The sequence below is a fragment of the Filomicrobium sp. genome (genome assembly GCF_025698805.1).
In the GTDB taxonomy this organism is placed as follows: Bacteria; Pseudomonadota; Alphaproteobacteria; order Rhizobiales; family Hyphomicrobiaceae; genus Filomicrobium; species Filomicrobium insigne.
In genome coordinates this window covers 35567-59453 of record NZ_JAILWT010000011.1, presented here as the reverse complement: position 1 = coordinate 59453, position 23887 = coordinate 35567, and the positions used below count along the sequence as shown (strand labels likewise).

At 54.5% G+C, this 23887-nt stretch carries 31 protein-coding genes; 4 read left to right on the top strand and 27 right to left on the bottom strand.

Going from position 1 to position 23887, the window contains the following annotated elements:
- From K5845_RS19560 to motA, 15 genes are all read right to left on the bottom strand, one after another.
- Nucleotides 1-309 (bottom strand): flagellin N-terminal helical domain-containing protein (locus K5845_RS19560; RefSeq protein ID WP_502814149.1); only part of this gene is annotated, 309 nt, incomplete at its 3' end.
- 171 nt (nt 310-480) lie between these two features.
- Entirely contained in the window at nt 481-1230 is a 750-nt protein-coding gene (fliP, locus tag K5845_RS19555) for a flagellar type III secretion system pore protein FliP (protein ID WP_046479320.1), read from the bottom strand.
- Nucleotides 1227-1781, bottom strand: a complete 555-nt coding sequence (locus K5845_RS19550; RefSeq protein ID WP_052744033.1) for a flagellar basal body-associated FliL family protein — start codon at nt 1779-1781, stop codon at nt 1227-1229. The genes fliP and K5845_RS19550 overlap by 4 nt, the downstream gene beginning before the upstream one ends.
- A 48-nt stretch (nt 1782-1829) precedes the next feature.
- The gene (gene flgH, locus K5845_RS19545) at nt 1830-2558 is read right to left on the bottom strand and encodes a flagellar basal body L-ring protein FlgH (RefSeq protein WP_052744032.1); all 729 of its coding nucleotides are present in this window, start codon (nt 2556-2558) and stop codon (nt 1830-1832) included.
- A complete protein-coding gene (locus K5845_RS19540) occupies nt 2555-3157 on the bottom strand; it encodes a MotE family protein (RefSeq protein WP_052744031.1) in 603 nt (200 codons plus the stop codon). The genes flgH and K5845_RS19540 overlap by 4 nt, the downstream gene beginning before the upstream one ends.
- Complete coding sequence (locus K5845_RS19535; RefSeq protein WP_244465081.1) at nt 3135-4235, bottom strand: flagellar basal body P-ring protein FlgI; 1101 nt, start codon at nt 4233-4235, stop codon at nt 3135-3137. Before K5845_RS19535 ends, K5845_RS19540 begins: the two co-directional genes overlap by 23 nt.
- Nucleotides 4236-4270: 35 nt before the next feature.
- Nucleotides 4271-4747, bottom strand: a complete 477-nt coding sequence (gene flgA / locus K5845_RS19530) for a flagellar basal body P-ring formation chaperone FlgA (RefSeq protein WP_090228401.1) — start codon at nt 4745-4747, stop codon at nt 4271-4273.
- Nucleotides 4748-4765: 18 nt separating this feature from the next.
- Nucleotides 4766-5554 (bottom strand): flagellar basal-body rod protein FlgG, encoded by a 789-nt coding sequence (flgG, locus tag K5845_RS19525; protein WP_046479318.1) that lies wholly within the window; start codon nt 5552-5554, stop codon nt 4766-4768.
- A 12-nt stretch (nt 5555-5566) separates the two neighbouring features.
- Nucleotides 5567-5929 (bottom strand): flagellar hook-basal body complex protein FliE, encoded by a 363-nt coding sequence (fliE, locus tag K5845_RS19520; protein WP_090228403.1) that lies wholly within the window; start codon nt 5927-5929, stop codon nt 5567-5569.
- Nucleotides 5929-6345, bottom strand: coding sequence for a flagellar basal body rod protein FlgC (gene flgC, locus K5845_RS19515; RefSeq protein WP_046479316.1), 417 nt, complete (start codon nt 6343-6345; stop codon nt 5929-5931). The genes fliE and flgC overlap by 1 nt, the downstream gene beginning before the upstream one ends.
- 4 nt (nt 6346-6349) lie before the next feature.
- Nucleotides 6350-6730, bottom strand: a complete 381-nt coding sequence (flgB, locus tag K5845_RS19510) for a flagellar basal body rod protein FlgB (RefSeq protein WP_090228406.1) — start codon at nt 6728-6730, stop codon at nt 6350-6352.
- Nucleotides 6731-6959: 229 nt separating this feature from the next.
- Nucleotides 6960-7415, bottom strand: coding sequence for a BspJ family T4SS effector nucleomodulin (locus K5845_RS19505; protein WP_139165326.1), 456 nt, complete (start codon nt 7413-7415; stop codon nt 6960-6962).
- 32 nt (nt 7416-7447) lie between these two features.
- The gene (locus K5845_RS19500) at nt 7448-8506 is read right to left on the bottom strand and encodes an EscU/YscU/HrcU family type III secretion system export apparatus switch protein (RefSeq protein ID WP_046480722.1); all 1059 of its coding nucleotides are present in this window, start codon (nt 8504-8506) and stop codon (nt 7448-7450) included.
- A gap of 173 nt (nt 8507-8679) precedes the next feature.
- Nucleotides 8680-9084, bottom strand: coding sequence for a flagellar motor switch protein FliN (gene fliN / locus K5845_RS19495; RefSeq protein WP_082101185.1), 405 nt, complete (start codon nt 9082-9084; stop codon nt 8680-8682).
- 88 nt (nt 9085-9172) lie between these two features.
- The gene (motA, locus tag K5845_RS19490) at nt 9173-10051 is read right to left on the bottom strand and encodes a flagellar motor stator protein MotA (RefSeq protein WP_046479314.1); all 879 of its coding nucleotides are present in this window, start codon (nt 10049-10051) and stop codon (nt 9173-9175) included.
- 320 nt (nt 10052-10371) lie between these two features.
- Here motA and K5845_RS19485 point away from each other — a divergent pair, with 320 nt between their 5' ends.
- From K5845_RS19485 to fliI, 3 genes are read left to right on the top strand one after another with little or no spacing between them, the layout of a single operon-like run.
- Nucleotides 10372-11802, top strand: coding sequence for a DUF1217 domain-containing protein (locus K5845_RS19485; RefSeq protein WP_046479313.1), 1431 nt, complete (start codon nt 10372-10374; stop codon nt 11800-11802).
- A 3-nt stretch (nt 11803-11805) separates the two neighbouring features.
- The gene (gene flgF, locus K5845_RS19480) at nt 11806-12531 is read left to right on the top strand and encodes a flagellar basal-body rod protein FlgF (protein WP_046479312.1); all 726 of its coding nucleotides are present in this window, start codon (nt 11806-11808) and stop codon (nt 12529-12531) included.
- A gap of 54 nt (nt 12532-12585) precedes the next feature.
- A complete protein-coding gene (fliI, locus tag K5845_RS19475) occupies nt 12586-13971 on the top strand; it encodes a flagellar protein export ATPase FliI (protein ID WP_046480720.1) in 1386 nt (461 codons plus the stop codon).
- A gap of 46 nt (nt 13972-14017) precedes the next feature.
- Here the strand turns inward: fliI and K5845_RS19470 are convergent, their stop codons facing one another.
- On the bottom strand, nt 14018-14767 hold the full coding sequence (locus K5845_RS19470; protein ID WP_052744027.1) for a GntR family transcriptional regulator: 750 nt from the start codon (nt 14765-14767) through the stop codon (nt 14018-14020).
- Nucleotides 14768-15366: 599 nt separating this feature from the next.
- Between K5845_RS19470 and K5845_RS19465 the strand changes: the two genes are divergently transcribed.
- Nucleotides 15367-15876, top strand: a complete 510-nt coding sequence (locus tag K5845_RS19465; protein WP_287959727.1) for a hypothetical protein — start codon at nt 15367-15369, stop codon at nt 15874-15876.
- Between the two features lie 500 nt (nt 15877-16376).
- Here the strand turns inward: K5845_RS19465 and K5845_RS19460 are convergent, their stop codons facing one another.
- From K5845_RS19460 to K5845_RS19410, 11 genes are all read right to left on the bottom strand, one after another.
- Nucleotides 16377-16841 (bottom strand): hypothetical protein, encoded by a 465-nt coding sequence (locus K5845_RS19460; RefSeq protein WP_046479309.1) that lies wholly within the window; start codon nt 16839-16841, stop codon nt 16377-16379.
- A 9-nt stretch (nt 16842-16850) separates the two neighbouring features.
- Nucleotides 16851-17246 (bottom strand): hypothetical protein, encoded by a 396-nt coding sequence (locus K5845_RS19455; RefSeq protein ID WP_139165327.1) that lies wholly within the window; start codon nt 17244-17246, stop codon nt 16851-16853.
- 6 nt (nt 17247-17252) lie between these two features.
- Nucleotides 17253-17894: a rod-binding protein gene (locus K5845_RS19450; RefSeq protein WP_287959726.1), complete on the bottom strand. Its 642-nt coding sequence runs from the start codon at nt 17892-17894 to the stop codon at nt 17253-17255.
- A gap of 37 nt (nt 17895-17931) precedes the next feature.
- Nucleotides 17932-18336, bottom strand: coding sequence for a hypothetical protein (locus tag K5845_RS19445; RefSeq protein ID WP_046479307.1), 405 nt, complete (start codon nt 18334-18336; stop codon nt 17932-17934).
- A gap of 4 nt (nt 18337-18340) precedes the next feature.
- The gene (locus K5845_RS19440; protein ID WP_046479306.1) at nt 18341-19096 is read right to left on the bottom strand and encodes a flagellar biosynthetic protein FliR; all 756 of its coding nucleotides are present in this window, start codon (nt 19094-19096) and stop codon (nt 18341-18343) included.
- Entirely contained in the window at nt 19093-21180 is a 2088-nt protein-coding gene (flhA, locus tag K5845_RS19435; RefSeq protein WP_046479305.1) for a flagellar biosynthesis protein FlhA, read from the bottom strand. The genes K5845_RS19440 and flhA overlap by 4 nt, the downstream gene beginning before the upstream one ends.
- A gap of 107 nt (nt 21181-21287) precedes the next feature.
- Nucleotides 21288-21554, bottom strand: a complete 267-nt coding sequence (gene fliQ, locus K5845_RS19430; protein WP_046479304.1) for a flagellar biosynthesis protein FliQ — start codon at nt 21552-21554, stop codon at nt 21288-21290.
- A complete protein-coding gene (flgD, locus tag K5845_RS19425; RefSeq protein WP_287959725.1) occupies nt 21551-22003 on the bottom strand; it encodes a flagellar hook assembly protein FlgD in 453 nt (150 codons plus the stop codon). Before flgD ends, fliQ begins: the two co-directional genes overlap by 4 nt.
- Nucleotides 22003-22443: a flagellar biosynthesis repressor FlbT gene (gene flbT, locus K5845_RS19420; RefSeq protein ID WP_046479302.1), complete on the bottom strand. Its 441-nt coding sequence runs from the start codon at nt 22441-22443 to the stop codon at nt 22003-22005. The genes flgD and flbT overlap by 1 nt, the downstream gene beginning before the upstream one ends.
- Nucleotides 22440-22787, bottom strand: a complete 348-nt coding sequence (gene flaF, locus K5845_RS19415; protein WP_046479301.1) for a flagellar biosynthesis regulator FlaF — start codon at nt 22785-22787, stop codon at nt 22440-22442. Before flaF ends, flbT begins: the two co-directional genes overlap by 4 nt.
- Before the next feature lie 40 nt (nt 22788-22827).
- On the bottom strand, nt 22828-23883 hold the full coding sequence (locus K5845_RS19410; RefSeq protein ID WP_046479300.1) for a flagellar hook-associated family protein: 1056 nt from the start codon (nt 23881-23883) through the stop codon (nt 22828-22830).
- Between the last annotated feature and the right edge of the window lie 4 nt (nt 23884-23887).

The window sequence follows — 23887 nt, the reverse complement described above, 5'->3', positions numbered from 1 at the left end:
AGCACCTGGCTGACGGGCAAGAACCAGCTTCTTCTGCAGGTCCGTCATGACGTCGATGGATTTTTCCATGGCGACATAAGCGACGTCGACCGTCGCTGCACCAAGACCCAGCGCGTCAGACACGGCCGACAGCGACTTGTTGTCGGAGCGCATGGTGGTGGCCATGGACCAGTACGCAGCGTTATCCGACGCTTCGCCAACGCGATAGCCAGTCGAGATGCGCGACTGCGTCTCGATCATGTTCTTGTTGGTCTGATTGAGGGATTGCAGAGCGGTCATCGCCGCGAAGTTCGTATTGATGCTATTCATAAAGAGGGTGCCCCTTGTCGCTTGGACAATTTCGATCAATGGGACATTCCAGCCTGAAGCTGGCGGTGGCGAGAAACGGCGTCATACCTTCGGGGAAATCTGTTCCCCGATCTGCCATCCCTCCACACCTAAGCCAATTTAGTTACTGAGAGATTAAACGCCGCTCCAGAATCACCCGAACGAACGTATGAGCCCGCCAACCAGAAGGTTCCAACCGTCAATTAGAACAAAAAATAAGATCTTGAAGGGGAGGGAAATAATTGTCGGCGGCAACATCATCATGCCCATAGACATCGTCAGCGTCGCAACAATCATGTCGATTACGAGAAATGGCAGGATAATCAGAAAGCCAATCTCAAACCCTCTTCTGAGTTCAGAGATCATGAAAGCTGGGATCAGAACCCGCATTTCCACTTCTTGCCCGGGTTGCATATTGCCCCCCTCTGCGTCAGCAAGATTTGCGAAGAGTTGTACGTCTTTCTCACGGACGTGGGCCAGCATGAATTCTTTGAAAGGTGCCGTAATCTCCGTGTAGGCTTGCTCTTCCGTGATCTTATTCTCGATCAGCGGTCGCAACCCATTCTGCCAAGCTTTGTCGAAAGTCGGCGCCATGACGTAAAAGGTCATAAAGAGCGCCAAGCTGATAAGAATGAGATTCGCAGGCGTCGTCTGCAAACCGAGCCCAGCTCGCAAAAATGACAACGCGATGATGAAGCGCGTGAAACACGTCACCATGATAAGGAGGCCCGGCGCCACCGAGAGAACGGTGAGCAAGGCCAGCATTTGTACAATGCGTCCAGAGACACTGGCGTCGCCTTGAGGGATGAGCTCGCGCAGATCTGGAATCTGCGCATTGGCACTTCCCGACCCAAAATAGATCAAAGCCGCGGCAATGATCAGAAGAGTCGCAAAGCGCCTCATTCTACGATTAGCCCCTTGACCAAAATCTCACTGACTTGGCCATCGCTGCGCGTCCGAACAATGTCATTCAGGTCATCGCGCAGGAACTGCAATCCGCTCGCGTCTTCAAGTTGCGCCAATTTCACCGTTCGCAAAAATTGCATGACATCCTGCGAAACCTGCAAAATCAGAACATCGCGCTTTTGCGGGCCTGGCTTGATCAACAAAGCCGCTTCAAGACGCATCCAAACATTTTTGGGTTCGGCCAGATTGGCAAAAATCGGCTCCAGCGCGACAAGCTTGGGGCCCTTTTGATCTTGGCTGCCGTCATCCGAGTCAGAAGAGCCAACTTTGCCCCCATGACCATCCTTTGCTTCCGTCGACGAGGAATCCACTGCTTCTACGGAGCCACCGTCACCAAACGACGTAAACGCGGTCGCACCGCCGAGCTGCATGCCAAAAAACGTACCGGCACCACCACCAAGAAGCGTCAGCATGACAAGCGCGAGGATAAATCCCAGCGCTGAGGCCTCTCCGCCGGAAGCCTTATCAGAATTTTTCGCCTTAGCCATGCTAGCGCCTGCCCGCGCAAGTGAGAAATTCTCGGTATACGATGGGGCTCAGAACGGACTGACGTTGTCGATCAGTTGCTGTCCCCAAGCCGGTTGCTGCACCTCGGTTAGACGACCGCGCCCTCCATAAGAAATCCGCGCCTCAGCGATCCTCTCGTATGATACGATGTTGTCAGCTCCGATATCACGCGGATGGACGATCCCCGTGACGCTCAGAACCCTAACTTCGAAGTTGACACGCACTTCCTGCGATCCGGCAATAATCAAATTACCGTTCGGCAGCAGATCCGTAACGATGGCCGCAACTAATAGATCGATTCGCTCCGAGCGATCGATCTCTCCCTTGCCTTTATGTGTTGATTTCGCGCCAATGGCCGTTCCGACCTCGCCTGACGCGGTTCCTGTGTAACCCGGGGTAGCAGCGCTATAGTCAAAGCCCGCGTTGAGGTCGTTCGTTGCATCGCGAGAACGCTCTGAATCGTTTTCTATCGTCGCTCGGTCTTTGATGGAGATCTTCACCGTGACGACGTCGCCGATGTTCATGGCGCGCTGATCGCGAAACATATCTGCGCTCTCGTCCTGCCAGAACGAATTGCCATGGTAGGATGTGCGGATGGGCTTTGCGCTGACGGGAATGTCGATGGCCGGCTGAATAACCCCTGCTCCAACTGGAGTAAGATGCGGCTCACGCCACATATCGCGCGGATTAACCGCGCATCCAGCACATTGCAGAGCGCAGAATAAGATTAGAATGCGCGCGCGTAGGGTGGTTATCACGACTCTCCGCCCTTGTTCCGCTTCGCAGCACGTCCGGCACCGGCAATGGTCGCAGTCATCCGCGCTGCCTTCTCCGCTTCCATTTCCGACAACACGGCACCGGCAATTTTCGGAGGCAACTTCATCACAATGGCAGCTGCAGTCACTTCATTCATTTCAGCGAGCTGTAGCGCAGCCGCATCCGCGCGCATTTTGGTATAGATCTCGACAAGCCCATCATTGGCCATATCGAGAAACTTTTCACGCTTCTCGACCCAGTCCTTGAGTTCAGCACTTTTTTCCTCAATGGCCGCGATACGCTTATCAAGCTCCTTCTCCATGTCGGAAATCGTCTTGGCCTGCCAGGCAAAGCGCGCATCCTGAGCCGCGTCCCCGATATTGGCGCAATACCGCTCGGCCATCGTCCGCCCGGTCACGGTATCAGCAGGTCGCGCGACCTGCTCCGCATCAGCCTGAGCCGGGAAAGCAGCCAATCCGGCAACAAGCAGCCCCAAAGCGACAAACTGAGACACTCGGGTGCCACCCGTCATTGCAGTTGCATGGGGTCCATCCACTGCAATGGCCGCCAGCGAAAATTTATTGAACGATAAGTTCAGCATGCAGCGCCCCCGCGGATTTCATAGCTTGAATAATGGCAATAATCCCTGGGGGCTTAAGCCCCATCCGGTTCAATCCGTTGACCAAAGTGTGCAGATCGCTGCCGTTTACGATGGAGAAATTGCCGGGCTCCTCAATGACATCCACTTCCGTGTCCGATTCAACAACGGTCCGGCCATCGGAGAACGGTAGCGGTTGGGAGATAACCGGCGTCTCCGTAACCCGGACGGTGATACTTCCGTGCGTCACAGCCACGGTAGAAATGCGCACCTCACTACCGATCACAATCGTACCGGTTCGCTCATCGATAACGACACGCGCAGGCGAGTCCGGCTGAACCCACAATTCACCAATCATGGCGGTGAACATCGCTAATGGGACATTCGGTGGGCGAAATACACGCACCATGCGCAGATCTTCCGCGAGAGCCATACGTACTCCCATTTTTCCGAAGCGCTCGCTCCCAAATTCATTGATGGCCTCCGCTACGCGCACGGCCGTGGTGAAGTCGGGGTTTCTAAGCTCCAGGCGAAGCTCCTCCTGATCTACAAATCGTCCGGGCCCTTCGCGCTCTACGATCGCGCCGTTGGCGATGCGGCCAGTTGTCGGCACGCCCCTTGTAACCGACTCATTCTGCCCCCGAGAATCAAAGCCGGCGACAGCGAGCGAACCCTGCGCAACGGCATAGATCTGGTTGTCAGCACCATAAAGTGGCGTACGGATCAACGAACCACCGGCAAGCGACGTCGCATCGCCTAACGACGAAACCGTGACGTCGATGCGCGAACCATGTCCGGAGAAGGCGGGAAGATCCGCCGTAACAATGACAGCCGCAACGTTCTTCGTTCGGGCGTCACCGTTACGGATATTTACGCCCATACGCTCCATCATCGCAGCGATGGATTGCTGCGTGAACGGCGAGTTGCGCAAGCTATCACCCGATCCCATAAGACCGATGACCAATCCGTAGCCTACAAGTTGGTTCGACCGTACGCCCTGTATGGAAACGATATCCTTGACGCGAACCCCATGGCTCCCGCTATGCACAACAGCGCCATCAGCAATGGCGCTTGCAGTCATCAGGACGAACAATACGGCAGCCAACAGGCAACGCATTAGTTTGCTCCTAGCACAACGCTGCCGTCAGCGCGGATCTGCCCGCGAACGATCGACCCACTGTCGACATTTCTGAGCGCTATGATGTCGCCGACGGCACCCGGCTCCAGGGCCTTGGCAAATCCAGAGATCGTCAGAGATCCGGATTGGAAGACGATGCTTGCAGTCTGTCCACGCTGAATGAGCTCAGGCTCACGCAATGAACTCTTAACGATAGGACGCCCCGGCAATAGGGTGCGACGCGCCACCATCCCGACCAACTGGTCGGCCGACTGCACGTAAGGAATAACGACGCCCTTCCGAAAACGGAATTTGCGCCGCTCAAGCGACGCATTTGTAATAACATCACCCGGGTAGAGGGTTTTGCGAGGTACGGGATAAACTCCGTCATCGCCGCCGGCGGCCGAAGACGGCCCCACCGGAAGCGCGAGCATGAATGAAGCCAATAAAATGGCCGCAAGCAAAAACCTGCCCATTGGCCAACCCTTTCAAGTTCAGCGTATACCCTTGGCCACCGTCGCCAACATTTCGTCAGCAGCCTGAATCACCTTGGAATTCATTTCATAAGAACGCTGCGCGGAAATAAGCTCCGTAATCTCTTTCACCGGATCGACGTTGGAGCTTTCCAAGTAGCCCTGCCGCACAGTGGCGAACCCGTCATCCCCTGGCATCCCGACCACCGGCGCGCCAGACGCCGGAGTCTCGCGATACAGGTTGCCGCCCAGCGGTTCCAACCCGACTTCGTTGACGAAGTTCGCAAGCGTCAGCTGTCCCAGCTCTTGCAGATCATCCTGGCCATCGATCTTCGCATACACTGTGCCGTCGGCGTTCACGATGATATCGCTGGTATTCTCCGGAACGGTCATCTCCGGCTGCACCAGGTAGCCGTCGATCGTCACGATCTGCCCATCACCGTTTTTGTTGAAGGCGCCGGCGCGCGTATAGAGGATCTCGTTGTCCGGTCCGTTGATCTGGAACCAGCCATGTCCATTCAATGCAAGGTCGAGACGATTGTTCGTATGGGCCAGAGCGCCCTGCATATGCAGATTTCGGATCGCTGCGGTACGTACGCCAAGGCCAACCTGCGCGCCCTCCGGCACAATATTTTCACCGCCACGCGCTGGAGCACCGGCAGCCCGCTCAGCCTGATAGAGAAGGTCGGTAAACTCGGCGCGGGCCCGCTTGAAGCCCGTAGTGTTGATATTGGCGATATTGTTGGCGATAACTTCGACATTGAGCTGCTGGGCCCCCATGCCGGTCGCTGCAATCGCAAGAGCTCTCATAGGTGCGGTTCCTTAGATGGACATGCGGCTGATTTCGAGATAGGCGGACACGACCTTGTCACGGATCGCGATCCCGCCCTGCAATGTCTGCTCCGCAGCCATCACCGCCTCGACGACTTCTTGCACTGACGCTTCGCCCTTCACGCCCTTCAACGACGTCGCTTCGGCCGTCTTCAGAGTGTCAACCGCATCGGTCATGAGCTTATCGAGCACTGCCGTAAAATCCTGTTCGGCGCCCGTTGCGACAACAGCGCTCCCAGCCTTAGCCAGCACGCTCGCATTGACACCGGAAGTTCCTGAAGGACTCGCAATCGTCGCAGCTTCGCTGCCCGATACGGCAGATACAGGAGCTGTCGGCGTAATAGCTTCAAACATTAGTTGCTCCTCAACAGATCAAGCGTTGTGGCAATCATCGAATTGGCCTGCTTCATGACCTGGAGGTTGGCTTCATACGTGCGGTTGGCCTCCCGCAGATCCGCCATCTCAACCAGGACATTGACGTTGGGATACTTCACGTAGCCGTTCTCGTCGGCAGCCGGATGGCCAGGCTCATGGACTAGGCGGTACGGCGCGTCATCGCGCGTTACCTTGTCGACCTGAACGACATCCACGCCCGCTGATCGGTCGAGATGGCTCGTAAAGTTGATCAACTTGCGCTGATAAGGGTCGGCCCCTGCCGTGTTCCCCGTTGACTGCGTGTTCGCCAAGTTCTGCGAAACAACGCGCAAACGCGACGACTGGGCCGTGAGGCCCGACGACGCGATCTTCAGAGTTGCGGCCAGTGCGTCCACGGAATTACCCTCTCGTCGTCGACAAAAGCATGCGATGGAATGACTTCATGACGGTGCTCGCGAGCCGGTGGTCACGAGAAGCTTCACCCGCCTTCAGCAGCTCCCCTTCCAGGCTGACACTGTTGCCGGAGTGAAGCACCATGCTGTCCGTCTTCTTGGTGCCCTCCGTATCGGCCACATTGCCCATGCCGATTTTGACATGGCCCTGCTGCGTCATCGTCTGCTCGAGATTCGCGCGATTTAGCACCGCCTCAAACGGAATCACGTCCTTCGACTTAAACCCCGGCGTGTTGGCGTTCGCGACATTACCAGCAACAAGCGACTGCCTAAGTGAAAGCCATTCACTGCGCTGAGAGATAAGCTCGAATAGATGTACAGGCCCCATAGCCCCCTCGTCCCTATCAACCTCCTTTTCGTCTAACGGATCAAACTTGTCCGAGGCTTGATGGGAGCGTGCTTGAGAAACAAAAGAATATATAAATCAAGTCTATTCGATGCGCCTCAGGCACACTTAGATTACATTTGCAGCGCCTGAAACGCAGAAGTTCAGCTCTTTAAGAAGAGCTCAAAAAAATAAATGCGGCATCAGGAAAAGAAAGGAAGCTCAATAAATGCTAGTTGAATATGCTGCGATGCGCGACAGGCTGCAGCTTCGCAAAGGCCAAAGCTGATCGCAGCTTATCTTCGACCTCTTCGTAAATGCTACTTCCGGCTTTATCATACACATTCATGTAATCAATGCCGAGACCCGCCTTATCGGCCTCCAATATCATATGAAAATAAACCGAGACATCATGATTGTGAAACTCCATTCCGAGCTTCACAATGGGCGGAACTCCCCAATCCAAAACGACATCGGATGTTGAACCCAATCGAATCGTTCCGCGCCGAAAAAACAGCTCTGTCGAGGAATCGACGATGCTCTCTAAATTACCCATATGGCCGTTGCGAATGTAGGCAATGAAATCCGAGACTTCGACGAGACGCAATTCGCTCGCGACCTCCGCAAGGCTTTCACCAAGAATACGCTCGTATTCGCATTTAATGGATATACTTTGCCGAAACATCATGAGCGCCCTTGCACAAACGTCGATGAAGCTGATCAACGCTTCATCAGATGAAGCACGATTTCAGCCACCGCCTTATAGAACGCTGGCGGAATAAGCTGATCTACCTGGACACTATCGTACAGCGCCCTTGCCAGAGCCTTGTCTTCAACCACAGGTATTTCATTTAATTCTGCGACCTCGCGAATTTTCAGCGCAACAAGATCTGCGCCTTTCGCCACCACAAGAGGCGCAGGCCCCTCTTCGCGCACATAGCGCAAAGCAACCGCGTAGTGAGTCGGGTTGGCAATGACGAGCGTCGCCTTCGGGACCGCAGCAATCATGCGACGGCGCGAGCGGTCACGCGCAAGAGACCGCAAGCGCGACCGAACAATCGGATCACCTTCCGACTGTTTCATTTCGTCTTTAACTTCCTGACGGGTCATCTTCAGTTCAGTGTGCCAGAAATGGCGTGACCAGAACAAATCCGCGGCCGCCAGCACCGCCATGGCGAGCATCGCCCCACCAAAAAGCCAAAGTGACGCCGATAGTAAGACAGCAGGCAAACCGCGAGGGTCTGACAGCATCGTCTGCACGACCTGGCTCTGCATCGACAGCAGAAGAAGACTGCCTCCGATACTGATTCCCAAGAGCTTTAGTGTTGCTTTCAGGAACTCCACGCGGCCCTGCGGACCAAAAATCCGTGTAAAGCCCTTCAAGATAGAGAGACGGGAGGGGTCTGGCTTGATCCGCTTCGGAACAAGTCTTGGCACGCTCTGCACGCAGGATGCCGCCAGCCCGAAACTGACGAGTATCAAGGCTGCGGGAATAAGAAGCCCCGCCACATTAATCCCAATAAATTGAAACAATCGGGTTGCATCCGCCGCATTCTCAAGCCTCCACCCTCCGGGATCATCAATGAAGTTCTTGAGGCCGGCTGTCATGGACGCAGCGCCATCGTTCAGTACGAAGGCCGCCACAACGACCACACCAGTAAGAGAAGCAAGGGTGCCGAACTCTCTCGAGTTCGGAACATTTCCCTCGTCAAGAGCATCCCTGATTTTCTTCGGGGTCGGCTGCTCGGTTTTACTCTCTTTGTCTGGCTTTTCGACCAAATCAGAAACCCAGCTTAGATTCAGTTGGAGACAAGAGCGGCTCACACTCGTGACGTGAGCATCAAGCGAACAACACCCTCGGCAACTAGCTCATACAGCGAGCTGTGCACGCACGAGAAAAATCCCGCCAAGAAAAACTGCGGGCCTCAAAGGCATAAAAATATCGCAACAAATTACTTGGAGACGTCGACAGCATCCCACCCAACAACTTCTGTCAAAGACACCCCAAAACGCGATTCTTTATCATCGATCAAGACCACTTCGCCACGCGCCACAACTCGGTCGTTGACCATTATATCGACCGCCTCACCGACCTTGCGATCGAGCGGAATGATAGAACCACGCCCCAGCTTGACCAAATTGGATATCGGCATTTTCGTAGAGCCGAGCACGATCCTCACCGATACCGGAATGCGCATAACGACATCGAGATTACGCCCGGCCGTCAAAGGGTTTTCCTGTGCCTTCGCCCCCGCCACGCCCTGAAACGAGCGCGCGATCTCTTCACCGGTTTCAACCAACTCGGTGGCAAATTCCTCGATCGTAGCTTCAGTCTCAGAAGCGGTCTCGTTGGTCATCTCATCCTCTCACTTTGGCCCGGCTGCGAAGGCCACGAATCGCGCAGCACCCGCGCCAACTCCATTAATCCACTAACCTCGATGACGGCTAGGCCGCTTCCGCGGTAACCGTCACACCCGCCGCCATCGTCTCCTGCTCGACTTCATCGATCGTAGGACGATCGCTAGACGAAATAGTTTTACGTCCATGTTCGATAGCCACCTGCGGAATGGCGCCATTCATAAACGCGAGCAAGGTCTGCTTGATAACAACATACAGTCGGAGTTTTTTATCACGCACGGTCTTCATCTGCGTCGCTATCGGAGAAACGATGGCATAAGAGAAGAAGATGCCGGCAAACGTACCAACGAGAGCCGCACCGATCAGGTGACCGAGAACTTCCGTTGACTGGTCCAAGGCTCCCATCGCCTTGATGACCCCCAACACGGCGGCGACGATTCCCAAGGCCGGCAACGCCTCCGACAGCGTAACAAGAGAATAATACGCTTTAAGTTTGTCGGCCCGCAGCGTCTGAATTTCTTCGTCCATCAACGCTTCAATTTCATGCGTCCGCGCATTTCCCATAATGATGAGGCGAAAATAATCGCAAATAAACGTCACGACTTCTGTATTAGCCAGGAGTTTGGGAAACGCTTGGAATATTCTCGACTCGCCAGGATTGTCGATATGTGCCTCGACTTCCGTGCGCGATTTGCTGCGCAGCTCGCGCATAAGCGAGAACAATACACTCAGAACGTCCAGATAATCGCGCTGCTTGGGTGATGCGTTGGCGAAGGCTTCCATGAGGCCCTTACCCGCATCTTTGATCGTTTTCATAGGGTTAGCGACGATGAACGTCCCCAACGCCGAACCGCAGATGATAACATATTCCCATGGCTGCCAGATGACCGCGACATGGCCTCCCATGGCCATGAAGCCACCTAGGATGCACCCTAGCGTAACGATCAAACCAATGACGATTGTCAACGACAGTGTCCCCCTTATGCAGCGCGAGAACTATGAGTAAATGTCGTTGCTTGCGCGAAGCTTTTTGCCGGATTTCCACCTAACGCTGCAAAGTGATTCGTTAATAAATTCCGAATGGACGGGTTTGAGACAAAGGTTTTACTGAAAATCAGTAAGCGTCCCATAATTCTTGCAGAGGGTAATTACCTTGCGGGGCAAGATTTCACTTCTTGGATCAACGCTCATCACGATCCGGTAGCCGCAACGGCATCAGGTCCAGGAAAGCGTGATCTGCCACCTCTAAGACTGATCGGCCTGGAAACGGGGTTAAGGATTTCGTGATGCTGACAACTATGGCGGAATATCAACGTCTGACACAGGACCTCGATAGGACCCTGAAAATGACGGCCTCAGATCCGGTCATAGCTCGTGAAACAGAATATTATCTGTCACGCATTTCCGAGATCTCCACCGTAGACGAATTCGTCGATGACACGCGCGTTTTCAACTATGCCATGAAGGCGTTCGGGCTCGAGGAAATGAGCTACGCCAAGGCTTTCATGCGCAAGGTCCTCACGGAGGGCATCGACAATCCGGACGCCTTCTCAAACAAGCTGGTCGACAAGCGCTATAGAGCCTTTGCCGAGGCCTTCAACTTCCAGAAGCTTGGCGCTGCTGCGACACAAATCGTCGCGCAGGAAACCACAACCGATTACTACACACGCCGGATGTTGGAAGAGGACTCGATGGAGTCCAACTATTATCTCGCCAGTATCCAATCCATCACGACCATCGATGAGTTTATCGGCAATACCCGCGTCTACAGCTACGCCATGAAAGCTTTCGGCCTCGAAGATATGATCGAGGACGCAGATTTCATGCGCACGGTGCTTACCGAGGGTATCCACGACCCGAACGCGTTCGCAAACCAGCTCGCTGACTCGCGTTTCAGAAAGTTCGCCGCAGTTTTCAATTTCGAGAGCAACGGAGAGGCAACCACTTCGTTTTCGGCAACCCAACAGGGCACCGTCGACAAATACATGCTCACGATGGGCAGCAAACAGGAAGCCGATACGGACTACTATTTGTCCACGATTGCCGACATCAAGTCCATCGGCGAGTTCATGGAAAACACCGAGGTCTTCAACTACGCACTGAAAGCCTTCTTCCTCGAAGACTTCGCCGATGACACGGACTTTATCCGTAAGATTCTGGAAGATGGTCTCGACAGTGTTGGAGGTATCATCGAGCAACTTGAAGCCCTCGATCAAAAGAGCTTGGCGACTTTTGCCAATGCCTTCAACTTCAGAGAACGGGGCGAGGACGCCACCACATACTCGCTGACACAGCAAGGCACTGTCGACCGCTACATACGCGAGACGCTAGAGGTCAGCGCCGGGGAAGAAAACCAAGGCGTCCGGCTGGCGCTATACTTCGAACGCAAAGCGCCGTCGATTACCAGCGCCTATACCATTCTCGCGGATAAGGCCCTTACAAAATTCGTACAGGTCGCATTGGGAATTCCGGCCAGCGCATCCTCGCAGGATATCGACAAGCAAGCGGCCATGATCGAAAAGCGGCTCGATCTTGCCGACCTGCAGGATCCTGAAAAGCTCGACAAGCTAGTTCGGCGCTTCACCATGCTTTGGGAACTCGAAAACCCGACACAATCTGCGCCCGTACCAAACGTGCTGATCGGGCAGCCTCTTCAAGCCAGTTTCAGCTCTGATCTGCTCGCTAGTCTGCAAAATCTCAAACTCGGAGGATTCTAACCTATGGAGGCAGGGCTTTACGTAGCGTTGTCCGGCCAGCTCGCCTTGCAACGGCGGCTGGAAACACTTGCTCACAATGTGGCCAACTCTTCGACGCCCGGCTTTCGCGCTGAAGAAATCAAATTTGAAGCGCTGCTTTCAAAGGTCAGTACCGGTACGGACTTTGCCTCAACAGGAGATAACTACATCTCCCGTCGTCCCGGAGCGGTCGAACGCACGGACAACGCTCTGGATGTCGCAATTGACGGTAATGCCTGGATGGCATTCCAAGTACCGGGAGGCATGGCATATACGCGCGATGGTCGCCTCACAATGACCGAAGCCGGCGACCTGCAAACCGTATCAGGCTATCCCATTCTCGATGTAGGTGGCGCGCCCATTCAGCTGGATCCCGCAGGCGGCGCTCCCAAAATCGCACATGATGGAATGATAACGCAGAACGGCGTCCAGCTTGGTGCGATTGGCCTGTTCACGATCCCTCCAGACACCAAGCTCAATCGCTACGACAATAGCGGCGTCACCGTCGAGGGACCTGTTGAACCCGCGCTCGACTTTAATTCCGTTGGCGTTCGACAGGGTTATCTTGAACGCTCCAACGTGAATCCCGTCGTCGAGATTACGCAACTGATCGCCGTCTCCCGCGCCTTCGAGTCATTGCAAAACTCAGTAGATCAAACCGACGCGACCTTCCGGAAAGCCATCGACACCTTAGGCGAGCCAAGCCGATAGTCCGAATAAATGGTCTCAGAAGGCATTCAAACATCACAGACAGCTCCGATTGAAATGACGCACGACACCTCGCCGTCCAGCGCTCAACCGAACGTCCTGCAACGTCTTGCTGACGCACTGTCTGACACCATGGACAGCCAAGCTCCCTATCGGATCGGCGGCATCATCTCCGAAGTGATGCCGACTCATTTTCGCGTCGAAGGGATGTCACGCTTTCTGAAGATCGGCGACTGCGTTGAAATCGATGCGCCATATGGTGAGGAGATCGGCGAGATCGTGCGTGTCGACGCGCGATCAGCAAGCGTAAAATCTCTCCAGCAAAAAATTTCGACCCGAATAGGTGACGCTGCGTGGAAACGCGGGCCATTGACGATACGCCCGGCCCCCTCCTGGAAAGGTCGTGTTGTCGATGCCCTCGGATGTGCCATCGACAACGGTCCCACTCTGGAGCAAGGACCGCGCAGCATCCCATTGGACCGTGCGCCTCCCCGTCCACTCCACCGTCAACGCATTGATTCGCCGTTAAAAACCGGAATCCGTGTGATTGATCTGTTCACACCGCTCTGCGCCGGCCAACGCATCGGAATTTTCTCGGGCTCAGGTGTTGGAAAATCATCTCTTCTGACAATGCTCGCCCGATCTACGGAATTCGACACAGTCGTTGTCGCATTGGTCGGAGAACGTGGCCGCGAAGTGCGCGAATTCTTGGAAACAGCAGTCGCAAAAAACCGGCAGAATACCGTTGCCGTCGTCTCGACTAGCGACGAAAGCTCGATGAAACGGCGCCTAGCTCCCAAAACGGCAATGACTATCGCCGAATACTTTCGGGATGCCGGCGACAACGTACTTTTAATTGTAGATTCAATAACACGTTTCGCCCACGCTGCACGTGACGTCGGCCTGGCGTCAGGTGAACCTCCCATCGCACGCGGCTACACGCCAAGCGTCTTCTCCGAACTTCCCAATCTGCTCGAACGCGCTGGTGCAGGAGAAGAAGGCTCAGGCTCAATCACGGGCGTATTTTCCGTTCTCGTCGATGGGGACGACCACAACGATCCGATCGCAGACTCCATCCGCGGAACCATCGATGGCCACATCGTTCTCGAACGCTCCATCGCCCAGCAAGGGCGCTTTCCCGCCGTCGATGTACTGAGTTCAGTCTCTCGACTGGCCGACAAAGCCTGGACACCCGAACAACGTACGCTCATCCCCAAGCTCCGGGGCCTAATCGCGCGCTTTGAAGAAACGCGCGAAATTCGCGCTATCGCCGGACATCGCAAAGGCGAAGACGCGGAATTGGATCAAGCTGTCGAACTGGTACCCAGGGTGCTTGAAGCACTCCAGCAAACCCCCGATGATCAAGCGAGCTCAGACGCGTTCCAAGAACTGGCAAACGCGTTGACCCCCAAGCGTCCGGAAGCCCCCCCAAAAGCCAGATAAGTTCTCGTTTAGAAAAATCGCCGAAACGTCGGCATTGTGAGCACACTCAGCTCAACTCGATACGATACTCAGTCCTCATCGGCACAGCATAACGGACGCAAACGTCGATCGGGCCTCCATCAGCGTCGAATGAAACTCTCTTGGCCAGAAGTGCGGGTGTACCAATCGGTAGACCCAGCTTAACGGCCATGTCTTCCGGAAGTGCGACGGCGGTAAGCGCTTCTTTAAGCCGCGTTACGACCAATCCATTGTCATTGCGATAAGTGGTGACCCCTTCAGGTCGAACAGCCAGTTCGTCGGCAAGCCCAGGAACAAGCCGCTCCGGGACGACAATATTGTCGTGAATCACCAAAACGCCTTCCGACCTACGCACTGCCGCAATCTCAACGACACTTTCTTCCTCATCGAGAATGAGCAGCTTCGCCTCTTCTGTTGTCGCCCCGCGCGATGATACGCATTGAACCGCGATATCTTGTGGCATCACATGCTCCCCTTCATCAAAGAAAGGATTGAGCCGTTGAGCCGATGCGGCTTCTGGGTTGGTTACAAAAGTTCCCCGACCTTGGCGCCGACAGATCCAACCGATAGCTTCGACTTGTTCGAGCGCTTTGCGCATGGTCCCGACGCTAACGCCGTACTCACGTGCAAGCTCTCCTTCATTGGGAAGGGCTTGTCCCTCGACCCATCCACGCGAACGGATTCGCTCGCGTAAAAGATCGCCGATCTGCAAATAGAGTGGCCCCGCGTACGGTCGCGACGTAGCCGGCAACCGCGGATCGTCACGCCTGATCTTCATTCAGGTTCTCCTCAAAACAAATCGAGCCGAATCGTTCAGCGCCAGCAATAACTGACGTCGGCCTATTGCATCGATTTCAGCGTGTCATTCTACGCTCGGAGTAATCCCAAAGCGCCCCGCACGTCTCGCAGTGGAATGCCCCATACACTAAACTTTTCGTTGCATTCAACCCCATTCTCAGCCGTCCATCCCGCGTCACAAGGACCCGGAAATTCGTTCGGACGAACACTGAGGTTTCGCAAACACATCAAATATCTATTGAAATTCACGCATTCATCACAAGACCCGCTCATCTAATCATATATTTCCCGAAATACAACCATAGATTGCACATTGCACATCAAAGAACCGGTCCGTACACGTACGTATAGAGCGATGCATTCATAAATTTTGATGTATTTCCAATCGGCTGGCGTGCAGCATTCATTAACGATTTAGATACGAGAATAGTCGCAGGACGTGAATGATCGCCGCCAACGGCAACGAAGGGTAACAATCCTTCGCCAAAGTGTGGATGTCGATATGAAACCACCGCCCAGACCGCCGGTGCGCGGACCCGCGAACACGGTCAGGGCCGCAAACCGTTCTGAGCAGTTGTTATGAATCGGTCTCGCTTTGAACAAATGATTGATGCCGGATTGGCGCATCGCGAACCCACGCGATCACGCAACGACACAGATTTGTCGCGCGCATTCCGTCCGGCAACGAAACAAGCCAACAAGTCCGACTTCTTGCAGATGCGTCAGGAAAATGAACCCGGCGGTTCGCTCCATAAACCACACCTGTCGGCCCACGACCTCCGCAAAGCTTACCGCGACTGGCAAATGGTTTTTACAGATTTTGACGAAGACCTGGAACCTCACGAAGCAGATACAGAGCCGGGCACACCCGAACAACAACAGCAAATTCCGGATCTTCCGGAACTTCTGAACCAGTTGGCGAACCACAAACAAATGACCCGTTCGCAACTGCAGACGTTACGTCGACAGCTCGCGCGCCACATTCATCCCGATATCGTCTCAGAAGACCACCGCCAGTCTGCGACGGCCGAAATGGCAAAGCTCAACGCGCTGCTGGACGCCGCCCTACGAGCTCACGGCCGTCAATAATCTGACACACCCACCTGCAGTGAGGCGACTGTCAGCGCCGGAAACTCATGACCAAACAGCAGGGACATTTCCAATCCGTGCCAGGCGGGCGCTCCGGATGCAGAAAGTTTCCGGGCGGCTGAAACGCATGAAAAAGTTCGCATTCTTTTTCGAACGCCTCTTTGGGTGTCCCAAAGCAAAGATGCTTGAAGTATGGCTCAGCACCAATCTTGTTGCGTAGCTGGGCCCGCAGGTCGCTATCGGAGCGCCCCACGTGTTGAACAACAAAACGGCCGAGATGATCGACATGACCTATGGCGAAAGTGCCTGCCGTTTTGGCACCAATCGCAGAGTCGATCTCATCGACAGTAAGCCTAAAGGGTCCCTCTAGCCGAGTTTCCGTCATTTCTCTCCCCCGCGAGGTCTGACCGACTGATTCAAATAGGACGACAAGGTTATGCAGCCGTCACGCAGCAAAAAGACGTCGCTTTGAAAAGCTGGGCCATTCACAGCCCGACACCTCAACCCGCGCTTTGACAACGCACCTGCTCCTTCGAAACGAAATTTAGGCTTTCGACCATGACCTCAACGACAACCTCTTGCGCCACACGCTTGTTAACGTTCTGAGCAATGGTTTTTGTCAAAGCATCGAGGTCCCGTTTCGAGTTGCTCAAAAAGTCGAAATTACTGTTCGCGTAAATCGCTTTGAAGGCCTCATCGACAAATATCACCTTCGCCGGCACCGTCATTTTGGCAAGCAAATTGGCTGGCGACGTGAAGACAAACTGCGCGATTGCGTATCCCTCAATGACACCGGCCTTGATGATAGGCACGCTGATTGAAGCCGGTTTTACATAGTCCAGCCCCCCGAAATACGTCACCTCGGATGTCGTCGGCACAGGCTGTGCAGACCAGGAATGGGCAAAGTAGCTGGCCCCCAACGTGATGGCACAAACCCAGACCCCGGCAAGAAGCAACTTGATCATGTGCGCTCCTTACCGAGCGATCCGGGTGCTATATGTGCCGTCGGACTCGGCCTGCTGCATAGCCGTTGCAATGATTTCCGTTATCTCCTGAACCGACGCAAGATGAATACCGAGCGTTGACCGGTTCTTTTCATAAGAGCGGCGCAATCGCGTGAGTTCGTCATCAAGCCCAATCACGCTTGAAGTGTTTTCATGTGCGGCTAATGCACGGCTGAGATCGAGCAGCGACCGGCTCTTCTGGTCAATAAAATATCCCAGATTGCTGACGTCATTTTTCTCAAGCTGCTGCGTTTCCTCGTCGAGGAGATCAGCCAGCCGGCTTACGACCGCTACGATAGGTGCGGAAGCCCCTTTCAGTTTATCTGCCGCAACAGCAGCAACTGTCGTTTTGGATTGAGTCGCCATGACCATTTAGACTCCGTTCGTTTCAGGTTCAGCACTGTGAGTGCCTTCAACTGGAGACATTATTTCTTGGATTGCCCTCGCCGCAGACCCGCCATGCACGAAAGTGGGAACCACCTCTTCCGCTGTAGCGGCTGAAGCTCGGCCACCGTTCAGCACAGCACCAAGCATCGCCGTTGCCATTTTCGGGTCATCGCGCATCCCGCTTAAACCTAACTGTTCGGTAAGCCCAACGCCGCCGGCCATCGTCAATTCAGCGGCAAGTTTTTCTGCGAGCATCGACCGCCAATAAGAGCCAGCGATCCCAGAACCGAAAAGCGAATCCGCATCTTTCGGCATCATATTTTCTAGAAGCTGAGTGAGAACAAAGGACTCGAGCTGCTGCCCTGGTGCCAGTTTTTCAGCCATGCGCACACCAGGATGACTGTCTACGACCTGTACCGGCCCTTGAGGCGCCCCCCCACCCGATCGGGCCAGCGTTTCACCCTCGCCAATCGCATCTTTCACAAGCGATGCAAAATTTGCGTCTAGTCTTTCCACGCGCACCGCACGGCCAACCTCAGCCAAACGTTCGGCAGCCTCTCGGACCTTTACTGGATCCGCTTGGCGCATAACATCGACAATCAGGTCGGTAGACGGATTGATACCCATGAGAATCCCTATAATTCCACAGGGTATTCTCGCTCCCCTAACTTATGGGAGCCTTGTCGGACCAATCCCAGGCGACACTTTCGGACATCTCGATTTCATACGTGCGCCTCTTATCGAGCTCTTCGCGCTCACGCGCAGACCGCAACGATGCCTCCGCAGCTTTCCCTCTCACCGCAGCATCGTTGACCATCTCTCGTTGTGTATCAATCTGAAGTTCCAATCGATGGAGTTGCCGATCTATCCAGGACAGGCGGCTAACACCAATTTCCATCAACCGCGAATTCATAAGCTGGGCGCCGTCGATCAGTTCTGCGATCCGCTGTCTATCATGTTGTAACTGGTCCTTATGCCGTATGAGCTTCGCCAGCTTGCCCCGTTCCACACGCAAAAGGTCATCACACAACTGCACAATCTGCCGGGCCTTCTCCGTCCGCTTCGTCATTCCATCACCCCCCTGCCAGCAAACTCGCGTACCCCGCCATGAAGATCCTCAAGAGTTCCGTCACCGTGAAGAACAAAAGCACCAGACCGCCCGCAATAACGAAGGGCATCGAAACGAAATAAACTGGGATCTGCTGCACAAGCCTGTTCGCGATACCGAACATCAGGTTGACCAACAGGGAATAGACAAGGAATGGACTTGCAATCTGCAAACACAAATAGAACGAACGCGAAAGCGCATCGACAACAGGGATCAAACGTCCCTGCATCTCGCCGACGCCCTGCACAGGAATAGCCGAATAAGAATCGAGGAGCGCAGCCAGCAGCTCCCAATGACGATCCGTGAGAAACACGAGCACGGTCGCCGTAGTCGTAATCAATACAGACAACGGCGCGGCCGGCTCCACGTCGTCAATCGGCGCGCCCATCATGCCGCCGACGCCAACAAACGAAGCGATGGCCATCGCAAAAAACTGTAACGCGGCGAAAAATGCACGCGCCATCAGCCCAATCATCAATCCCACAATGGTTTCAAGCACCATTAAAGGAAGCAATATCGCCAAGGACGGGTCAGGCCCTGCCGACTTTACTACGGGCATCAGAACCGGAGACAGCGCCAACGTCACCGCAACAGCGACAAACAGCCGGATCTGCATGGGAATGCGCGGCGTCGCAAAGCCCGGCACGACCATCAAACATCCACCGATGCGGCAGAAGATGACGAGCACCGTCACAATCGCGTCGCTCGCGAGCTCCGTCACGAAATCGTACCAAGCGACTCAACTTGAACGCTGCGCGAAATCTCCACGTGCGATAGAACCGGTAGGTTCGCGAACAAACGTTCTGTAATGAGCCTCACATAAGGGCGGGCATCTGGCGACGTCACAAGAGCGAAGTTCTTGCCCTTATCCATAAACCCGCGAATGACCTTCGAAGCTTCCTTGCTGAATTCCTCAATCATCCGCGGATCGAGGTCGAACTGAACAACTTCTCCATTCGAATCCCGCTTCAAGCTTTCATGGAACGCAAGGTCCCAGCGGCTGCCCAATCGCAACACACTCAGAACACCGTTTTCAGAGAGATCGCCACAAATCTGCTGACCAATACGGACACGGACATGTTCAACAATCTGCTCTGTCCGCCGGGAGTGTGGTGCGATTTCCGCAATCGCTTCCAGGATGAGATGTAGATTTCGGATGGAAACACGTTCCGCCAAAAGCAACTTCAAGACAGCTTGGATTCCCGAATAAGAAATGTGCTGCGGTGCGATTTCATCAAGAAGGCGGCGATACTCCGCCGGCAAGCGGTCCAGCAAAGAACGCATATCCTTGTAGGACAATAACTGAGCCAGATTGTTGCGCAGAATTTCACTTAAGTGCGTCAACAGGACTGAAAGGTTGTCGACGGGTACGAAGCCTTCGTTCTTAACGTCCTTGGCAAGCGTTTGCGGAACCCACATTGCTTTCATGCCGAAAGCTGGCTCGCGTGCCGGTTCGCCAGGAACCTGAGGTGGCTTGCGATCGCCGACAATCACCAGCATATCGCCGAGCCGAAGTTCCTCGTTGGCCATAACCGTACCGTGAATTTTGATCTGATACGCTTTCGACTCGATAAGCAGGTCGTCGGACAGCTTGATTTCGGGAACGACGAAGCCGTACTGCCGCGCAAACTTGCGCCGCATCTTCGCAACACGTTGCGCCAGCTCCGAATGAGATCTTGCCAAGCCCGATGAAAGCTGGCGGCCGAAGCAAAGCTCGATCTCGACAGTATTCAGAGATTCCTTGACCGACTCGCGTGCCTTCTCCTGCGCCGCCATCTCGGTTTTGAGGGCGTCAGCCTCCTGAGCTGCCTTTTCTTCTGCCCACTTTTGCGGGATCGAATACGCGAGGAAAGCCAGGACCGCACCAATGAGTGCGAACGGAACAAAGGGTAGCGCCGGCAACAGCGCAAAGATGAACATCAGCATGGAGGCCATGAACAGCGCTCTGGGATGATTACCGAGCTGTCCAAGAACCGCCTTTTCCGCAGACCCCTTCGTGCCACCTTTAGACACGATCATACCTGCGGCAAGCGCAACGATAAGTGCAGGGATTTGGGTGACCAAGCCATCACCCACCGACAGGCGCGTGAAGACGTCAACAGCCTCGCCCACGGACATCCCGTGCCGGAGCACACCGATGATCATACCGCCAAAAATGTTAACGGCAGTGATGATCAACCCCGCGATCGCGTCACCGCGTACGAACTTCGAGGCACCGTCCATCGAACCGAAGAACGAGCTTTCCTCTTCCAGCTCACGCCGTCGCCGCTGAGCTTCCTTTTCATCGAGCAGGCCAGCCGAAAGATCAGCGTCAATCGCCATCTGCTTACCGGGGATAGCATCCAGCGTGAAGCGCGCGCCAACTTCCGCAATACGCGTTGCACCCTTGGTAATAACGATGAAATTGACCGTCAGCAGGATAACAAAGACGATAATCCCGATAACGAAATCACCGCCCATTACAAAGGTCGAAAATCCTCCGATCACATGCCCCGCGGCATCGGACCCTTTGGAGCCATCCGTCAAGATCAGCCGCGTTGTGGCAATATTCAGCGCGAGCCGCATCATTGTTGCGAGCAACAGCACCGTCGGAAACGAGGAGAATTGTAGGGGCGTCTGAATCCACAACGCCACCATGAGAATCAGAACGGAAAAAGCAATCGACAGCGCCAGCCCGAAATCCACCATGATGGGTGGTAAAGGCAGGAACAGAACCGTCAACATGAAGATGATAGCTACCGCGAAGCCAATGTCGCGGAAGCCTTCACGTGGCACGGTCAGCGCCGAGGACGCCGTGTTTTCCATGATTTGCGTCTCAACCGTTTAGAATCAAATGCGAGCATACACTCGCTCTCGCATGATTCTTGAGGGCGAAACCTTGCGCCAAGCCGCCCTCGGGCGAGCCATCAACATCAAAATCCCGTTTCTATTCGCGCGTATAGTGATGTCGAGAATGACATAATGATGCTGCCCACGAACGGAGCAGAAACAAGCGATATCAGCAGGATTGCGATAATCTTCGGGATGAACGTAAGCGTCATCTCCTGGATCTGCGTCAAAGCCTGTAAAAGCGCGATGGCGATACCGACAACCATCGCGGCAATGACGGCCGGGCTCGAAGCCATGAGCACGGCCCAAATGGCCGATTGCACAATATCTAGTGCATCAGCTTCGTTCATGCTTCGGGCTCAGGTTCCGAATCAGGCGTAGCCCCAGACTCTGACAGCATCATGCCGTTGCTCATAACCACTTCGCGACCATCTTCGAGAATTGCAATCGCACCACCGGTAACGAAGCGAACAGATTCGACAACGCCTGTCACCTCACCATCAGCGGAAGTGATCGTCTTGCCGATGATGCTACCCGCCTGCGAAATCATCGTTGCCGCAAACAGCTCATCGAGCTTGTTGTTGGTCACAATTGTTTGCTCGACGTTAGAGAAGGAAGCGAGCTGTGCCACGTACTCGCTGGAATCCATAGGCTGCAGCGGATCCTGATTTTGCATTTCAGCGATCAGGAGCTGAAGAAACGTATCGTAATCAAGAGACACGTTGCGCGCTGACGAAGATGACGACGACTCATAAGTCTGTCCGTAGTTCCTGATTGCAAATATGGGGTCTGTAGACATCAGGCGATCTCCGCTTCCTGTTCGCGCTCTAACAACCCATCGTCAGGCTGCTGCCGCAAAATTTCGTCCTCTAGAGAGATGAGGCCACGGATCGCCTTGAGCGCATCAAACGAACGTCCACTCTCCACGAGAAGTTCAACTTCGTCCAATCCGTTAAGGATCGCCGCGTCTGTCACGGTTTTACGCAACACAAGCATCGACGATACAAACAGCTTCTGCGCCAACGGCGCTGTCGCGGGATCAATGATCATCGACTGAACTACAAAATACAATTGCCGGGTTGGTGTCGTTGCATCGGCTTCCTGCATAACGTGCGTTTCCAGAAGAAACGTCACGTTATTCAGAAATTCGAGCGAAACCCGGCGATCCACCCGCACCACGGCGCCATTTATATAAATGCGCTCGTTGGGCCGCAGATGGATTTTGAAACTCGAAGTCATTCAAGCCCCTCACGGATGGCAACCGAAACCTCGATTAGTCCATCGAAGCTTGCAACCTCACCCTGGCGGATCTTTTCGGCTTCTCGGAGGATCCATATACCAACTGAAATCACCTGCGCGCGCAGTTCATCAGGCAATCCGTTTTCCGGATTGGAAAGATCTTCAAGCAGCACGGTCCATAAGCGCTGCAAGAAATAGATCGCTTCGGTCGCCTCTTTGGTATTAGGGCCGACCTCTGCAGCCTTCCGCAATAGCTCGATCGAATGATCAAGCGCCTTACCCTCTAACTCGCGCGCGCTGGCTGACGAATCTGAAAGTACATCCGTGTATGAAAATTGATACATGGCGCCGCTCTCTTGCCTTTGTCCCTATGTTCGACCGTCTCTATCGGAGGTAATTCACGAGGCTGAGACTCTGGATACGTACTGTCAGCTCATAGGATGTCTCGATGCGCGTCTTAAGCTCGTTTACGCGCACTTGAGCTTCGTAGCCGTCGACACCTTCCATTTCGCCGACACGCTCGTTCAGTAATGCGATCTGCTTGTCGATCTTGTTATTCGCGTACTCCAAGCGCTCCTGCGAGTTGCCCAACTGGGCCTGAAGCGTAGCGATCCCAGGAATCGCCTCACCGATAAGTCGCGTCGCCTCGTCGATGATCACGCCGTAGGCTTGATCATTCATGTTGTTGAGGCCCAGCTCTGCAATCATCGTGTAAGCCTTCACCAGCTTACGGATAGGCTCAGCATTCGCGGAAACCGAAGTCGGGATCCGCTCCGTAAGCGAAATCTTGTCGTAGCGTACGGCATCCGACGCATCCGACCATTCCGCAGACCAAGCAGGCTCCTCAAACTTCTGCGCAAAATCCGTATCAAGGAACGTCTGCAAGGTTGCAGCATCGATCGTTTCAACCGCAGGGTTATCTTGAGTAAGCCCGCCGAAGGCAGCAGAGAACGCCGCGTCTATCCCAACCTTATTGGTCGCGGTTGGTGAGGCGTAATAGTCAACAATCGGCTTATTCTGCGTGTTTATGCCGGCAAACATATTCGCGCCATCGAGGCCGGTATTGAGGATTTCCATCAGAGCCTGGAGCCGCGTTTTCGCCTGATCCTGCACAACGTCGGACCCAATTGTGCGATCGCGCATCGGAATAAGCTGCGTGAGGAAATCTTCCGCATCCGTAACAATCGCCGTTAATGCGGCCTGCGTTGTGTCCATACGGATCGCGATACTGTCATTGGCCTGCTTAATACTCCCGATCTGAGAGAATTGAGCGCGCAGGGACAACACCTCACTGGTCCGGTTCCCGAGATGCAACCCCATATCGGCAGCACGAAGCGTAAGCGACTCTTTATGCGCGACCAAGTACTTCGACTGAAGCTCAGCAACAGATGCCCGCAAGCTCGTCGAAATGTGTGATGTAGAAACCTGACTGATTTTCATATCG

What these genes read in the sequence shown, in the direction of transcription:
- K5845_RS19410 (WP_046479300.1), bottom strand. Translation starts at nt 23,883, where the DNA reads ATGAAAATCAGTCAGGTTTCTACATCACACATTTCGACGAGCTTGCGG.
- flgF (WP_046479312.1), top strand. Translation starts at nt 11,806, where the DNA reads ATGGAGGCAGGGCTTTACGTAGCGTTGTCCGGCCAGCTCGCCTTGCAA.
- flgA (WP_090228401.1), bottom strand. Translation starts at nt 4,747, where the DNA reads ATGGGCAGGTTTTTGCTTGCGGCCATTTTATTGGCTTCATTCATGCTC.
- K5845_RS19540 (WP_052744031.1), bottom strand. Translation starts at nt 3,157, where the DNA reads ATGCTGAACTTATCGTTCAATAAATTTTCGCTGGCGGCCATTGCAGTG.
- fliN (WP_082101185.1), bottom strand. Translation starts at nt 9,084, where the DNA reads ATGACCAACGAGACCGCTTCTGAGACTGAAGCTACGATCGAGGAATTT.
- flgG (WP_046479318.1), bottom strand. Translation starts at nt 5,554, where the DNA reads ATGAGAGCTCTTGCGATTGCAGCGACCGGCATGGGGGCCCAGCAGCTC.
- flhA (WP_046479305.1), bottom strand. Translation starts at nt 21,180, where the DNA reads ATGGAAAACACGGCGTCCTCGGCGCTGACCGTGCCACGTGAAGGCTTC.
- K5845_RS19465 (WP_287959727.1), top strand. Translation starts at nt 15,367, where the DNA reads ATGAATCGGTCTCGCTTTGAACAAATGATTGATGCCGGATTGGCGCAT.
- K5845_RS19505 (WP_139165326.1), bottom strand. Translation starts at nt 7,415, where the DNA reads ATGATGTTTCGGCAAAGTATATCCATTAAATGCGAATACGAGCGTATT.
- flgD (WP_287959725.1), bottom strand. Translation starts at nt 22,003, where the DNA reads ATGTCTACAGACCCCATATTTGCAATCAGGAACTACGGACAGACTTAT.
- fliQ (WP_046479304.1), bottom strand. Translation starts at nt 21,554, where the DNA reads ATGAACGAAGCTGATGCACTAGATATTGTGCAATCGGCCATTTGGGCC.
- fliE (WP_090228403.1), bottom strand. Translation starts at nt 5,929, where the DNA reads ATGTTTGAAGCTATTACGCCGACAGCTCCTGTATCTGCCGTATCGGGC.
- K5845_RS19455 (WP_139165327.1), bottom strand. Translation starts at nt 17,246, where the DNA reads ATGGCGACTCAATCCAAAACGACAGTTGCTGCTGTTGCGGCAGATAAA.
- fliP (WP_046479320.1), bottom strand. Translation starts at nt 1,230, where the DNA reads ATGAGGCGCTTTGCGACTCTTCTGATCATTGCCGCGGCTTTGATCTAT.
- K5845_RS19485 (WP_046479313.1), top strand. Translation starts at nt 10,372, where the DNA reads ATGCTGACAACTATGGCGGAATATCAACGTCTGACACAGGACCTCGAT.
- K5845_RS19450 (WP_287959726.1), bottom strand. Translation starts at nt 17,894, where the DNA reads ATGGGTATCAATCCGTCTACCGACCTGATTGTCGATGTTATGCGCCAA.
- flgB (WP_090228406.1), bottom strand. Translation starts at nt 6,730, where the DNA reads ATGGGGCCTGTACATCTATTCGAGCTTATCTCTCAGCGCAGTGAATGG.
- K5845_RS19470 (WP_052744027.1), bottom strand. Translation starts at nt 14,767, where the DNA reads ATGAAGATCAGGCGTGACGATCCGCGGTTGCCGGCTACGTCGCGACCG.
- K5845_RS19535 (WP_244465081.1), bottom strand. Translation starts at nt 4,235, where the DNA reads ATGACTGCAAGCGCCATTGCTGATGGCGCTGTTGTGCATAGCGGGAGC.
- K5845_RS19460 (WP_046479309.1), bottom strand. Translation starts at nt 16,841, where the DNA reads ATGATCAAGTTGCTTCTTGCCGGGGTCTGGGTTTGTGCCATCACGTTG.
- K5845_RS19550 (WP_052744033.1), bottom strand. Translation starts at nt 1,781, where the DNA reads ATGGCTAAGGCGAAAAATTCTGATAAGGCTTCCGGCGGAGAGGCCTCA.
- flbT (WP_046479302.1), bottom strand. Translation starts at nt 22,443, where the DNA reads ATGACTTCGAGTTTCAAAATCCATCTGCGGCCCAACGAGCGCATTTAT.
- flaF (WP_046479301.1), bottom strand. Translation starts at nt 22,787, where the DNA reads ATGTATCAATTTTCATACACGGATGTACTTTCAGATTCGTCAGCCAGC.
- fliI (WP_046480720.1), top strand. Translation starts at nt 12,586, where the DNA reads ATGACGCACGACACCTCGCCGTCCAGCGCTCAACCGAACGTCCTGCAA.
- K5845_RS19445 (WP_046479307.1), bottom strand. Translation starts at nt 18,336, where the DNA reads ATGACGAAGCGGACGGAGAAGGCCCGGCAGATTGTGCAGTTGTGTGAT.